The 13,528-nt window shown below is 61.3% G+C and carries 13 protein-coding genes; all 13 read left to right on the top strand.

Annotated features, from left to right (window positions below; genetic code table 11):
• The first annotated feature begins 52 nt into the window (after positions 1 to 52).
• Entirely contained in the window at positions 53 to 322 is a 270-nt protein-coding gene (locus tag LF599_RS13685) for a hypothetical protein (protein WP_279521156.1), read from the top strand.
• A gap of 195 nt (positions 323 to 517) precedes the next feature.
• The gene (locus tag LF599_RS13680) at positions 518 to 1,102 is read left to right on the top strand and encodes a sigma-70 family RNA polymerase sigma factor (RefSeq protein WP_279521155.1); all 585 of its coding nucleotides are present in this window, start codon (positions 518 to 520) and stop codon (positions 1,100 to 1,102) included.
• Positions 1,103 to 1,206: 104 nt separating this feature from the next.
• The gene (locus tag LF599_RS13675; RefSeq protein ID WP_269941906.1) at positions 1,207 to 1,542 is read left to right on the top strand and encodes a hypothetical protein; all 336 of its coding nucleotides are present in this window, start codon (positions 1,207 to 1,209) and stop codon (positions 1,540 to 1,542) included.
• Positions 1,539 to 2,555: a PD-(D/E)XK nuclease family protein gene (locus LF599_RS13670; RefSeq protein ID WP_279521154.1), complete on the top strand. Its 1,017-nt coding sequence runs from the start codon at positions 1,539 to 1,541 to the stop codon at positions 2,553 to 2,555. Before LF599_RS13675 ends, LF599_RS13670 begins: the two co-directional genes overlap by 4 nt.
• Positions 2,556 to 2,581: 26 nt before the next feature.
• Positions 2,582 to 3,352, top strand: coding sequence for an ATP-binding protein (locus LF599_RS13665; RefSeq protein ID WP_279521153.1), 771 nt, complete (start codon positions 2,582 to 2,584; stop codon positions 3,350 to 3,352).
• A 12-nt stretch (positions 3,353 to 3,364) separates the two neighbouring features.
• Positions 3,365 to 3,838 carry a DUF669 domain-containing protein gene (locus LF599_RS13660; protein WP_269941910.1) on the top strand — a complete coding sequence of 158 codons (474 nt, stop codon included), beginning with the start codon at positions 3,365 to 3,367 and terminating at the stop codon, positions 3,836 to 3,838.
• On the top strand, positions 3,838 to 4,320 hold the full coding sequence (locus LF599_RS13655; protein WP_013258639.1) for an ERCC4 domain-containing protein: 483 nt from the start codon (positions 3,838 to 3,840) through the stop codon (positions 4,318 to 4,320). The genes LF599_RS13660 and LF599_RS13655 overlap by 1 nt, the downstream gene beginning before the upstream one ends.
• Positions 4,272 to 6,500, top strand: a complete 2,229-nt coding sequence (gene recD2 / locus LF599_RS13650) for an SF1B family DNA helicase RecD2 (protein ID WP_279521152.1) — start codon at positions 4,272 to 4,274, stop codon at positions 6,498 to 6,500. Before LF599_RS13655 ends, recD2 begins: the two co-directional genes overlap by 49 nt.
• The gene (locus LF599_RS13645; protein ID WP_279521151.1) at positions 6,497 to 9,808 is read left to right on the top strand and encodes a CHC2 zinc finger domain-containing protein; all 3,312 of its coding nucleotides are present in this window, start codon (positions 6,497 to 6,499) and stop codon (positions 9,806 to 9,808) included. The genes recD2 and LF599_RS13645 overlap by 4 nt, the downstream gene beginning before the upstream one ends.
• Positions 9,809 to 9,901: 93 nt before the next feature.
• The gene (locus LF599_RS13640) at positions 9,902 to 11,248 is read left to right on the top strand and encodes an AAA family ATPase (RefSeq protein ID WP_144234522.1); all 1,347 of its coding nucleotides are present in this window, start codon (positions 9,902 to 9,904) and stop codon (positions 11,246 to 11,248) included.
• Positions 11,248 to 11,844 (top strand): RloB family protein, encoded by a 597-nt coding sequence (locus LF599_RS13635; protein ID WP_144234521.1) that lies wholly within the window; start codon positions 11,248 to 11,250, stop codon positions 11,842 to 11,844. Before LF599_RS13640 ends, LF599_RS13635 begins: the two co-directional genes overlap by 1 nt.
• A 575-nt stretch (positions 11,845 to 12,419) precedes the next feature.
• Positions 12,420 to 13,190: a hypothetical protein gene (locus tag LF599_RS13630; RefSeq protein ID WP_144234520.1), complete on the top strand. Its 771-nt coding sequence runs from the start codon at positions 12,420 to 12,422 to the stop codon at positions 13,188 to 13,190.
• A gap of 3 nt (positions 13,191 to 13,193) precedes the next feature.
• Positions 13,194 to 13,472, top strand: coding sequence for a hypothetical protein (locus tag LF599_RS13625; protein WP_027182217.1), 279 nt, complete (start codon positions 13,194 to 13,196; stop codon positions 13,470 to 13,472).
• Positions 13,473 to 13,528: the final 56 nt, after the last annotated feature.

The following is a 13,528-nucleotide window of genomic DNA, read 5'->3' as shown; positions in this document are numbered from 1 at the left end:
ACAAGTCAACAAAGCACACCTCACCCCACCGAAGCGGCGACTCATCGAGTTGATGCAGGACATCAACTTCGGCCGCATCACCAACATTCCGGTCCGCGACGGCGAGCCGGAACTCACCCCTGACACGGTCATCGAGCGCGAGATCAAGCTGGGCGGACAGAGCGGTCCCCGGCCCGAGCGCGACCAGGATGACTTCATTCTCAAGCAAGAGGTCGTGGCGCTGCTGGAGCACCTCGCGCAGATGGGCAGCGGAAAAGTCTGCCTGCTCGAGATCAAGCACGGTCTGCCGTTCCTGATGCGCATCGAGGAACGGACAGCCTGAACACGTAACGACCTGAACCCTTAGACACTGGACAACAAGCTGGACGCATGGCGGAGGCTGTTGTGGGTGTCGCCGAGCCGAATACGGCAATTGGCGGCGTACCTGCGACCCCTTCGCCCACGCGACAGCTTTGTCCTGTGATCTGGCCCGTGCCGACACCCACGCGGACCTCCTCCTCGCTCCGAGGAGGCCCCGATGGTTTCTCAGAATTCTTACGACGGCATCGACAAGTATGCCGCCGACCTCATTCGGCACAAAGCACGTCAACTCGTAGGCAAGGCCGGATTCACCGAGGACGACAGACCCGACCTCGAACAGGAACTGATGATCGATCTGCTGCAGCGGATGCGGCATTTCAATCCCGCCAAGGCCAAGAAGACCACCTTCATGGCCCGGATCGTCGAACGTCACATCTCCACCATTCTGGAGGCCCGGTTCGCCCAATGCCGGGACTGGCGGCTGTGTCAAACCTCACTCAACGAACCAATCGACAACGGTGAGGGCGACACCACCGAGCGGATCGAATTCCTGGATAGCGAAGGCTCTCTAGGGGGCGGCACCCGTGAAACAAGGGAGCGTCTCGCCCATGAGATCCGCATGGATCTCGACCGGGCCATCGCCTCGCTGCCGGAAGAGCTCCGGGATCTGTGCTTGCGCCTGCACGACAGCACCATGGCCGAAGTCGCCCGGGAGATGGGCATTCCCAGAACCACCCTCTACGACCGGCTGAGCAAGCTCCGGGACGCGTTCCGCGAGGCCGGGCTCGAGGACTACCTGTGATCTCCGACGCATCGGCTCCGCCTCCGGTAAGTAAGCACCGTGCCGCATGGTGCGGCTATCCGGGGCCTCGGAAATCAGAACCTGAACAAAAGAGGAGTTCAACCATGACTCACGACACCTACAAGTACCGTTTTGACGAGTCGGTCCCGGCCCAGGAACTGGAAGACACTTTCATGCTGGCGATGCTGGCCGTCGAAAGCCTGCATGGCCGCTCCCGTGTGCGGATGGAGAGCCGGTTCAATCTGGACACGGCCCGACGCACCTGCGTGATCGACGCCTCCACCGATGTCGGCAGCGACCTCGCCCGCATCTTCACCGGCTTCGCCACCAAGGAGTACGGCGAACGCTCGGTCCTGATCGAACGATCCCAGCCGTCGGGTTGCGCCTGTGCCTCCAAGCATCGGGCAGCGCCCGCCGCCGAAGCGGGGGTGGCGGTATGAGCGAGCTGATGACCACCACCTATTCCATGTGGCGGCTGTTCCGCAACTGCCGCATGGCCTGCAAGTGGCGCTACATCGACGAGCTGGTGCCACTCGAGCGCGATCCCAATCTGGCCTTCGGCTCGGTCATTCACGACTGCCTGGAGTGCTGGCACGGCGAGCGGGATCTGGCCAAGGTCCTCGACCACATCGACCGGACCTATCCGAACCGGGCGCAGGACGACCATCAACAGGCCGACTGGCATCTCGCCCGGGCCATGATGAGCGCCTATGCGAAACACTACCCGGCCGAAGCGTTCGAGGTCGTCGCGCTCGAGAAAACCTTCGAAGGTCCCATCGTCAACCCGGCGACCGGGGCGACCTCGCGCAGTTTCATTCTCGCCGGGAAGGTGGACGGCATCGTCCTTCAGGATGGCCAGTATTTCCTGCTGGAACATAAAACCGCCTCGCAGATCGACGCCAGCTACCTGGAGCGGCTGTGGACCGATTTCCAGATCATCCTCTACGCCTGGTACCTGGAGCAGACCCTCGGCATCACGGTCAGCGGCATCATCTACAACGTCCTGGTCAAGGCCAAGCTGCGCCAGGGCAAGGGTGAAACCGAAGCCGGATTCGAGGCCCGCCGGGCGGAGCTGATCGCCAAGTCGAAAACCGGCAAGAGCAGCGCCAAGCGCAAGCTTCCGGAGGACGACGACACCTTCCAGCAACGGCTCCAGGAGAAGTACCTCGAGCCGGGCATGTTCCATCGCGAGGTGCTCTACATCTCCCGCGACCAGTTCGAGGAGCTGCGGGCGGAGCTGTGGGAACTCTCCAAGGCCATGCTCGACGCCCGTCGGCGCGACACCTTCTACCGCAACACCAGCTACTGCTTCCAGTACGGAAGGCCCTGCGCCTACTTCCAGCTCTGCCGCTCGGGCGGCAACCCCAACGTCATCGAAAACCATTTCCAACGGATCGCCCCGCACGAAGAGCTGCGGGACGGAGCCGGTGAAGACGCCGCTCCGGTGTTTTGAAATCCCAACCATAAGGAGACGAAGCCATGCTTCCCAAGACCAAAAGCAAACCCAAACACACGCTCTCGGACCTCACCGCCCTGGTGTACGGCCCGAGCAAGATCGGCAAGAGCACCTGGTGCTCCAAGGCCGATGACGCACTGTTCCTCGCGACCGAGCCGGGCCTGAACGCCCTGGAGGTGTTCCAGACCCCGATCACCTGCTGGGACGACCTTCTGCAGGCCTGCGCCGAAATCGCCGAGGGCAAGCACGAGTTCAAGACCATTGTCGTCGACACGGTGGATAACGCCTACAAGATGTGCTCGGACTACGTCTGCAAGAAATTCAAGATCGAGCACGAATCCGACCTGGGCTACGGCAAGGGCTACGCGCTGATCAACAACGAGTTCCAGCGCGTCATCAACAAGCTCGCCTTCCTGCCCTATGGGCTGATCCTGATCTCCCACTCCCAGGAGCGGGACATCGAGACCCGGACCGGCAAACACACCCGCATCGTGCCGACGCTACCGGAGAAGGCGCGGAAGCTGGTCACCGGTCTGGTGGACCTGATCCTGTTCTGCGACCTGGACATGAAAACCGGCGAAGACGGCAAGCCGGTCTGGCAGCGCGTGATGCGCACCAAACCCAGTCCCAATTACGACGCCGGTGACCGCACCGGCCGACTCCCCGAAATCATCCCCCTCGATTTTCCGAGCTTCATGAAAGCGTTCAACAACACGGCAGCCGGAGCTGCGGCGAGTGCCGCCCGGCCGAAGCCGGAGCCGACCGCGAGTGCGGCGGCGAAACCCCAACAGTAAGGAGATCCGACCATGGAACACTACGAAAACCAATCCAACAGCAACCTCGACCTGGCGCAGTTCGACGACGCCTTCGAAACCGCCGAAGTCGAGGAGCGTGAGTTCGAAGCCGTTCCCGACGGCAAGTATCAGGTCAACGTTGACCGGGTCGAACTGACTCGCGCCCAGACCTCGGGCAATCCCATGCTCAAGTGGACCCTGCGCATTCTCGCGCCGACCCTCAAGGGCCGTCTGCTCTGGCGCAACAACGTCATGGCCAGCAACGAGAACATCAAGTGGCTCAAGCAGGACCTCTACACCTGCGGGCTGCAGCTTCAGAAGCTCTCCGACCTGCCGGGCCACCTCGAGCAGCTTCTCAACATCAAGCTGGAGGTGACCAAGCGCACTCGCGGTGAAAACGAGAACATCTACTTCAACCGTCGCATTGTCATGGCCGACGATGCCGGGGCTCCCGGCGCGGCGATGGACGACATGATGCCGTTCTGATGATGGACCGGATCACCGTTGTCGTCGACACCCGCGAACAGGAGCCCTACAGCTTCGATAGCGACAAGGTTTCGGCGGTTCGCAAGGCGCTGCCCGCCGGTGATTACTCACTGGTCGGCCTCGAGGAACGGGTGGCGGTGGAGCGTAAATCCCTGACGGATTTCGTCTCCACCGTCATCCGGGGGCGAAAGCGGTTTCACCGCGAGTTGGAAAAGCTCTCAGCTTACGAATCCGCCTGCGTGGTTGTCGAATGCAACTTTCGCGATCTGGTCGATGGCCGCTACCGCAGCGATGCCCACCCGCATGCGCTGATCGGAACGGTCGCCTCCATCGTCGTCGACTTCGGTGTCCCCGTCTACTTCTGCTCGGACCGGCAGGCCGCCTGCCGTTTTGTCGAGGAGTACCTGACACGTTTTCACCGGAGGATCGCGAGATGCCAAAAAGAAATGAGAGTAACCCGGCGCGACTCCGGGGAAGAATAGAGCGCGTTTACTATGCCGGACCCAAGTTCTCCGCAGGCCGACTGCTCACCCCGACCGGTGAGGAAGTCCAGTTCGCGGGCAATTTGTTCGCCCGGGAAAATCAGCCTGTGGTCCTGCTCGGGTCGTGGGCCACCCATCCCAAATACGGCCGTCAGTTCAAGGTCGACGGGATGGAGCACGACCTAGAACTCGATCCGGAGGGGCTGATCCACTATCTGGCCAACCATCCGGAGATCAAGGGCATTGGTCCGGCCAAGGCCAGATTGATCGTCGAGAGTTTCGGCGACGCCTTTGAAGAAACCCTTCTGAATGACCCCGAGCGCATCGCGCTCAAAGCCCGGCTGCCCTTGGATGCTGCCCGGCGGCTGCGTGACGAATGGTTGAAGAACCGCAGCGTCAACGCCGTCATGGCCTGGTTGTCGGCATTCGGACTGACCCATCATCAGGTCACCACTCTGGCCGAAAGACTGGGCGGCAACTGCCTCGATATTCTGAAGGAAGACCCGTATATCCTCATTCGGGAGATCCGGGGATTCGGCTTCAAGAAGGTCGACAAGATCGCCCGCAAGCTGGGTACCCCCAAGGACCACACCCCTCGTATCCGCGCCGGGTTGAATTTCTGCGTCCGTGAAGCCCTGGACAATGGTCACTGCTGGATCGAATACGAGGATCTGGTGGATCAGGCCAATCTGCTGCTCGTCATGGATGCCCTGGACAGCCGGGTCCGTGTCGAGAGCGCCCTCGACGCGTTCATCGAAGAACAGGCGCTTTCCTGCGATTCCCACGGCGGACGTTTCGTGGTCGCTCTGCCGGAGATCGTCCGCATGGAGCGGGAGCTGGCCTCGTTGTTCGGCCAATCCGAAACACCCAACCCGCATTTCCAGTCCGTCAAGAAACGCGATGCCCTGATTCGGCGCTGCGCATCAACGCTGAACGAGAAGCAGCTCGAAGCGGTGCGCTCGGCCCTCCAGCACAGCATCAGCCTGATTTCGGGTGGAGCCGGTTCGGGCAAGAGCTACACCATTTCGGTCATCAACACCATCTGCGAGGAGAGCGATCTGGAGGTCGTGCTCGCCGCGCCGACCGGCAAGGCGGCCAAGCGCCTGGAGGAAGTCAGCGGTCGCAGCGGCACCACCATCCACCGTCTGCTCGGCTATGACGGCAAGGGTTTCTCGCGCAGCAAGGAGAACCCCATCGATGCCGATGTCCTGGTGGTCGACGAGTTTTCGATGGTCGATGTGCCGTTGGCTTGGCACCTGTTCGAGGCGGTCGATCTGTCGCGGACCACAGTGCTGCTGGTCGGGGACCACAACCAGCTTCCGCCGGTGGGACCAGGGAACATCCTGCGCGATCTGATCCAGACACGCGCCATCCCCACGGTCATCCTCGACAAGGTCGTGCGTCAGGCTGGCGTCCTCAAGGAGAACTGCACCGCCGTTCTCAAGGGCGAGGTGCGCAAGACCAGCGAGGCGTCGGTGGGCGGATGCCGGGATTGGTATCTGGTGGATCAGTTCACCGACCCGATGGCGGCACGCTCGTTCCTGCTGGAGTTGTTTCAGGAGCGGCTCGATGCCCTGGGTTTCGACATCATCAAGGACGTGCAGGTGCTGACGCCGACCCACAAGGGGCCGCTCGGCACCAAGGAATTGAACGAGGAACTGCAGCGGCTCATCCAGCGCAAGCTCTGGAACACCGAGGTGCCGCCGGTCGCCATGGGCCGCCGCGCCCCGTTTCTCAAGCACGACAAGGTCATCCAGACCCGGAACAATTACGACCTGAACGTGATGAACGGTGCCATCGGCTATGTGGTCGATGTCCTCGCGAACGGCACCCTGGTCATCGACTTCGACGGCATGCCGGTGGAACTGGAGAAAGGGTCGCCCGACCTGCAGGATCTGCAGCTCGCCTATGCGCTCACCATCCACAAAACCCAGGGCTCCGAGTTCCCTTGCGCCGTGGTGGTGGTCCACAAGGCGCATTCCTTCATGCACCACCGCAATCTGCTCTACACCGGAGTGACCCGCGCCCGGCGCACCGCCATTGTCCTGGGTGACCATTGGGGCATCCAGAACTGCGCCAAGCGTTGCCAGGTGGATGACCGCCGGACCTTTCTGCCCCTGTTTCTGGACGCCGCCCAGCACGCGGATGCCGATTTCGCCCGTGTCGCGGAGGCCGAATGAGCATGGGCGGAACGGATAACGTCAGGGAGTATTACCGGCTCGTCACCGAGATGGACATCGGTGACGTGGCCCGGGAACTCCTGCCGGGACGGATCACCCAGGAGACCGGCCAGCGCTTGATGTGCGACTGCCCCAACCATCAGAGCCAGTCGCGCCTGTCGCTGCACGTGATGCTCGACAAACAGGGCTGGTACTGCTTCGGCTGCGGAGTCGGCGGCGATGTGCTGCAGTTCGTGGAGTTCATTCAGACGGGCTCGGTCACCGCCGGGCAATCCGGTCCGATGCCGGACAGCCACCGCCAGGCCCGGGACTATCTCGCCAAGAAGGCGGGCTTGCCGCCGCTGTCGCGCTATGGCCTGAGCCAGGAGCGTCTGGCCCAGACAGAGTCCGACCGCGCCTTCGAATTGCGGGTCAAGGACGCGTTGACCGCCCTGGCCAGGCTTTACCACGCCAGACTCAAGGAGTCGCCGGAGGTCCTCGACTGGCTGAAATCCAAATACGCCCTGAGCGAGGAGACCATCGACGATCTCCTGATCGGCTACGCGGACAACGCGTCCGGCGCGGTCGCCCAACTGACCGGGGGCGAAGACGGTTTCTCCAAGCGGGAGCTCGCCGCCACCGGCGCTTTCCGGCCCACCAGTCAGGATGGCCTGACGCCATTCTTCGAGCGCCGGATCGTCTTTCCGTACTGGAGCCGTGGCAGGGTGGTGTTCATGATCGGCCGCAAGACGCCGTGGACCCCGGACGTGGGCTGGGAGCAAGGGAAATACAAAAAGCTGCCGGTTCACGACGAACACCAGCGGCCCTACGTCGCCGACTTCATCAACAACGCGCTGCTGTTCAACGAGGACTGCCTGCTGGCCAGGCCCGGCAAGGTGATCATCACCGAGGGGGTGACCGATTGCCTGGCGCTGATGCAACTGGGCCTGCCCACCGTATCGCCGGTCACCGTCCGCATCCGGGCCGCCGATTGGGAGCGTCTGATCCCCAAGCTGCGCGGCGTCGAAACCGTCTACATCTGCCAGGACAACGAACTCTCCCAGGCCGGTCTCAAAGGGGCGCTGCAAACCGCCCGCACCCTGGCCGAACACAAGATCGACACCCGCCTGGTGACGCTGCCCTTGTCGGAGACACAGATCTCAGCCCGGCAGGAGCTGACCGAACGTTTCGGCCTGACGGCGAGCGTGGGGCCGAAGGAGCTGGCCAAGCTGCTGGCGGGACGGCCCGCCGAAGAGATTCAGGCGGCCGAGGCGCTTCTCGCCACCGCCAAGATCGACGTCAACGATTACATTGCCGCCGGGCATACCCGGGAGGATTTCGAACGTCTGCTCGCCGAAGCCAGCACGCCCATCGAGTTCGGCGTGCGCTCGCTTCCCGAGGGCGCTGAGGAAGAGGAACGCAACCGCTTGCTCGAACCGATCCTGGGGGAGATCTCCGAGCAGTCTCCCCTGGAACAGGCCCGTCTGCTGAAGCTGGTGCAGGAGCGCATCGGTGGTGGCGTTTCGATGGCCACCCTCAAAGAGCAGATCCGCGCCATCCAGAAGGACCGCAAGGTCGAGTTCCGCAACGAAAAGAAGAAGGCCAAGCGGATGTCCGGCGCGATGCCCGGATCGTGCCGCGCCAGGGTCGACGAGGTGCTGATCGACACGGAACTGGAGAACGGCGCTCCCGACTACACCCTGGCCGCCGAGGCCGCTTACGACTGGTTCACCGCCAACGGTGCCCAGTTCTTTCACACCCTGCAGGGCGAGCCTTTCATGTATTTCGACAACGCCATCTACTGGATGGATTCGCCGGACCGAGGCCGCAAGCGCCATTACGCGGCCATGCTTTACAAGCACACGGGCATGGTGCCGACCACGGGCGGCGGACGGACATTTTTCGAGGTACTGCCCAGTCTGGCCATGATCCGTGGCCAGGTGCGCGACCATTTTTCCTGGCTGCACACCGATGTGGCTTCCTACACCGTCTATTTCAATCTGAACAATCCGGAGCACGAAATCGCCAAGATCACCCCGGACGAGATTCAGATCATGAAGAACGGCGGCAACGAGGACGGCATCATCCTGGACGGCTCGCGGAAGATGAAGCCGCTGAAATTCCTGCCCGACGCCGACCTCGAAGAGGCGGACCGGCTCCTGGTCGATCTGCTGGTGGGCAACATGACCTGTCCGCAGGGGGATCGCTTTCTCATCCTTTCCTGGCTCTCCTGCTTCCTGCTGATCGACTTTGCCGGAACGCGGCCCATGACCCGCTTCGAGGGCTCGGCCGGATCGGGCAAGACCACCGCCAGCAAGATCACGTCGACGCTGCTTTTCGGCGAGCCCCAGCACAAGAAGGCAACCGACGCGGCGAACTACACCGATGGCTCGCAGAACCCGCTCATCGTCCTCGACAACATCGAGGTCAAGCAGATGACCGAGGATCTGACCACTTTCATGCTGACCAGCATCACAGGCATCGCCAAGGAGAAACGGAAGAGCGGCACCGACAGCGAGACCATCACCGAGCGGACCAAATGCCTGCTGAACACCACCGGCATTGAGCCGCTGTGCGGGGAGCTTTCGGAGATCCTTTCGAGGTCCTTCGTCATCAACTTCGACCTCGCCAACCAGGCCAGCGACTGCTTTCTGGAATCGGAGGTCATCTCCGCCATCCAGCAAAACCGGGACCTGATCATCTCGGCCATCATGAAGCGGACCAGCCATGTGCTGGCGATGATCCGGGACGGAGCCCAGAAACAGGTCATGCGCCTGCTGCACCGAACCATGCCGACCCATGGCAAGCGCCGGTGCAACGACTATCTGAGCCTGATGTACCTGATGATGCTGGCCGGGTCCGAGGAACACGAGGTGACTACCGGACTTGAGGATCTGAGCCCGCTGTTCATCGAGCAGATCCATTCCATCAACGATACCAGCCAGGAGATGGCGCGAGAGTCGAACCCCATCGCCACGGCGCTGGCGTCGCTCTTCCACGCTTATCGGAACGCGGTGGAGCTGGACGAGAAGGCTCGCTACGGCGAGGACGACCGGGCAAACCACGTGGTGGGGTTCATCGAGCGTTACCAGGTGCGGTTCGAGAACGAGAACACCATGGAACCGGTGTCGGCGGGACGGCTGCTCGCGGCGCTGCGCAGGGTCGGCCGGGAATTCAACCTCGAGTTCGAATACAAGAAGCCCGCCCAGCTCGGTCGGCGTATCAGCAACGACCTGGACGTCATCCGGGATGCCGGGTTTGACATCGTCCGGCAGCGCAACGCCCACACCAAGAACTTCGAGTACCGGATCAGTAGCAAAGGTGTTTAACGAGATATTTTCTCTTTTAGATTGACTTTCCGGCCGCCTATGCCTATATTAAAGGCATGATAAAGCGAATTTTTCACTTTAGGAGGCGGTAAGATGATAGTCAGTTTCTCACTCGAAAACTGGATGTCCTTCCGCAACCAGGTCACATTTTCGATGGTCGCCAGCAGGGAGCGCCAGCATGGAGACAGGGTTCCCAAGCTCGGCAAGTACCAGACGAGAGTTCTTCCGGTTGCGGCAATTTATGGTGGCAACGCGTCGGGCAAGACCAACTTTTTCAAGGCCCTGAGTTTCGCCAAGGCGCTGGTCGTCAAAGGCACCCAGCCCGACAGCCTGATTCCTGTCGAGCCGTTCCGGCTGGACGCCAAGGTGGCCGACCAGCCGTCACGGTTTGGCTTCGAGCTACTGATCGACGAGATCATTTACGAGTTCAGCTTCGCGGTGACCCGCAAGGCGATTTTGGAAGAGAAGCTGGTGGCCATCACCAGTACCAGCGAAAAGGTGCTCTACCACCGTCGGGACGGAGAGCCCAACTTCGATGAGTCCCTGGCCAAGGACCAGTTCCTCCAGTTCGCTTTCAAGGGCACCCGGGACAACCAACTCTTCCTGACCAACTCGGTCTCCCAGAAGGTCGACAATTTCCGGCCGGTCTACGACTGGTTCAAGGACACGCTCGAGCTGGTCGCGCCCGATTCCCGCTTCGAACCTTTCGAGCAATTCCTCGACGAGGGGCATCCGCTTTACTCCACCATGAACGAGATGCTGCCGCAGCTCGACACCGGCATCGCGCACCTCGGTGGCGAGGAGATTCCGTTCGAGAATATTCCATTGCCCGAGCCGCTGAAGACCAAGCTGCAGGAAGACGTGAAGGAAGGCATGACCGTTCGTCTGCTGACCGAGCCGATCAACGAACGGTTCGTGGTGACCCGCAAAGGTGGCGAGCTGATCGCCAAGAAGCTGGTGACCTATCATCCGAAAGCGGATGGCACGGAAGCCAAGTTCGAGATCCGTCAGGAGTCGGACGGCTCGCAGCGGGTGATCGATCTGCTGCCCGCGTTTCTTGAGCTCTCGGCCCAGGTCTCGAAGAAGGTCTACGTGATCGACGAGGTCGACCGCAGCCTGCACACGCTGCTGACACGCAGATTGCTCGAAGCGTACCTGGCCAACTGCTCCACGGAAACCAGAACGCAGTTGCTGCTGACCACCCATGACGTGCTGCTCATGGATCAGCAACTCCTGCGCCGTGACGAGATGTGGGTCGCCGAAAGAGATGCCACCGGAGCTTCGAACCTGCTCTCCTTCAGCGAGTACAAGGATGTCCGATACGACAAGGATATCCGTAAGAGCTACCTGCAGGGACGACTGGGTGGAATTCCCCGGATTCTCTTGGGAGGCGCTTTGACCAATCCCTGCCTCACCGAAGAAAGTGAGGGGGATGACTGATGCCGCCGAAGAGACGCAGATTCCAGAGACCCCTCGGCGAGCGTCGCTACCGCAAGCTGTTCGTGATCGCGGTGGAAGGCGTTAAGACCGAGCCGCAGTATTTCGCCATCTTCAATGACCAGCAATCGGTGATCCGGGTGAACTGTCTCAAAGGCAGCCACGATAGCTCCCCGCCGCAGGTACTGAAGCGGATGGAAGATCATCTCCGCCAGGAGGAGCTGAGATCCTCCGACGAGGCCTGGATCGTGGTGGACAAGGATCAGTGGACCGACGAACAGTTGGACCAGCTTCATGCCTGGGCTCAGGCACGCGACAATTACGGCTTCGCCCTGAGCAATCCCAAGTTCGAATACTGGCTGCTGCTCCACTTCGAGGATGGCACCGGCATCGCATCGTCACGGGATTGCGGCGACCGGCTGAAGCGGCACCTTCCCGGTTACGACAAGGGGATCGACGCACGCAAGATCACCCGCGACCGGATCGATGAAGCCATCCGCCGCGCCAGACTGCGCGACAATCCGCCCTGCGCCGACTGGCCACGCGCCCTTGGCGGCACCACGGTTTACAAGCTGGTCGAAAACATTCTCCAGGTCTGAACCCCACCAGTTCGATCCCCAACCATCCAGGACGCTCTCGGGCGTCCTTTTCTTTTGCGGTGGTGCGGTGAACACCGCTGTCCCTTGCGGTGGATGACCACCGCACGCCAAACCCTTGCCAGACAAGGCTTTCATGCCCTTTGCGGTGGATGCGGTGGTAAATCCAGAGGTGTCACCCCCTATGGGCTGAAATATTTTTCGACTCACCGATTCGTCGGCTCCCACAAGATAAATTCCGGCCCAGCGTGAGAGACATTCCCCAAATACCACCGCAACCACCGCACTCTATCTTCTCTATCTTCATAACTATCGAAAAACAATAAACAAACAACGCGCACCCCCCTGCGGTGGGACGAGAAAACCTTCCACCGCACGACCACCGCAGCCACCGCACATATCCACCGCAGATCAGCCGGTTTCTGGAAAAACGTTTAGAGACCTCAAAAAACAGTTACAAAACGGCCTCTCGCTAAAAAAACGATTACAAACGAAAGCGTCGGTCCTCCGTCACCTGGCCATGGGCTCCGGTAAGTAACGGGAAAAGCGATTAACCCGTATTTCTGGAGCCTGAAGCCATGAGCCTTCTGAAAACCATGATCAAGCACACCGCCGGAGGGCAGGACGCCTCGGCCGGATGTGAAATCTCATCATTACCACCGCAACCACCGCAGCCCGCCATCTATGTCTCCACCGGGCTCATCGTTCACGAGATCGAGGACGCCCGCGATTGGCCTGAAGACAGGGAGGTCAACGGCACGCTGTGTCGCCGTCTGTCGCCTGAATACTTTGCCTGGCTACGTTCCCGCATGGTCACCGCCCAAGCCGCGCACAAGGCCGGAAAACTCCCCGAGGATGCCTGGAACACGCTGCGGCAGCGATTCAACGCCCTGCAGGAGCTGGCCCTCCGAGAGTTCGGCAAGGAAAGCCTGCAGGAGGTCCTGCAGTCCTTTTCCCCAAAGAACTATCGGCCACCCGCGCTTCGTTCCGAGCCCCAGGAGAAACCCGTCGAAGTTCCCAGAAAGGACTGGATTTATCCCGGGAACCAAGCTTGGAAATGTAAGCAGCCGGTGACTTCCCAGGCAGTCGCCAAGGTCGACGCCATCCGTGAGGAGGCCATGGCCAAGGGCTGGTCCGAGGCACGCCTCTATCAGAACCAGGGCCGCTTCCGGTTTCCCTGCGGCGAGGACTACGGCCTGGTCTGCTTCGTCGATGGCGATCAGGAGATTGGCGAGGTCACCGAGCGTTTTATTGAAATTATCCACGGGCCGAAGTCCGGGCGTCCCAGCACGCTGCGGTTCTACAACCCGGACGTGCCGCAGCCGTGGATGAAGAAAGTGGAGGATTGAGCCGTGAAGAAAAAGAAACGCTACGCCAACGCCAAGGATGTCCTGCCCGAGGAACTCTTCGAGCAGATCCAGAAGCACTACACCGGAATTCTCTGGGTCCCGGCACCGAGCCGGTTTTACCAGGAGCGCCGCGACCTGGTGCTTGCCCTTCATCTGCAGGGGATCAGCAGCCAGGAGATTTCCAACCTCGCCGGTGTGACCACCCGCCGGGTCAACCAGATCATCGCCGCCGAACGAAAACAGGACCGGGACCGACAGTTGAGCGCCGCTTCCGGTAAGTAACCCCTGAACCGGCGGGAGCGCGTTTGGAGGCTAAATCGGCCTCCCGCCCCGCATCC

This window comes from Pseudodesulfovibrio thermohalotolerans (assembly GCF_021353295.2).
In the GTDB taxonomy this organism is placed as follows: domain Bacteria; phylum Desulfobacterota; class Desulfovibrionia; order Desulfovibrionales; family Desulfovibrionaceae; genus Pseudodesulfovibrio; species Pseudodesulfovibrio thermohalotolerans.
The sequence above is the reverse complement of the archived record's forward strand: the minus strand, read 5'-3'. Positions and strand labels throughout refer to the sequence as shown.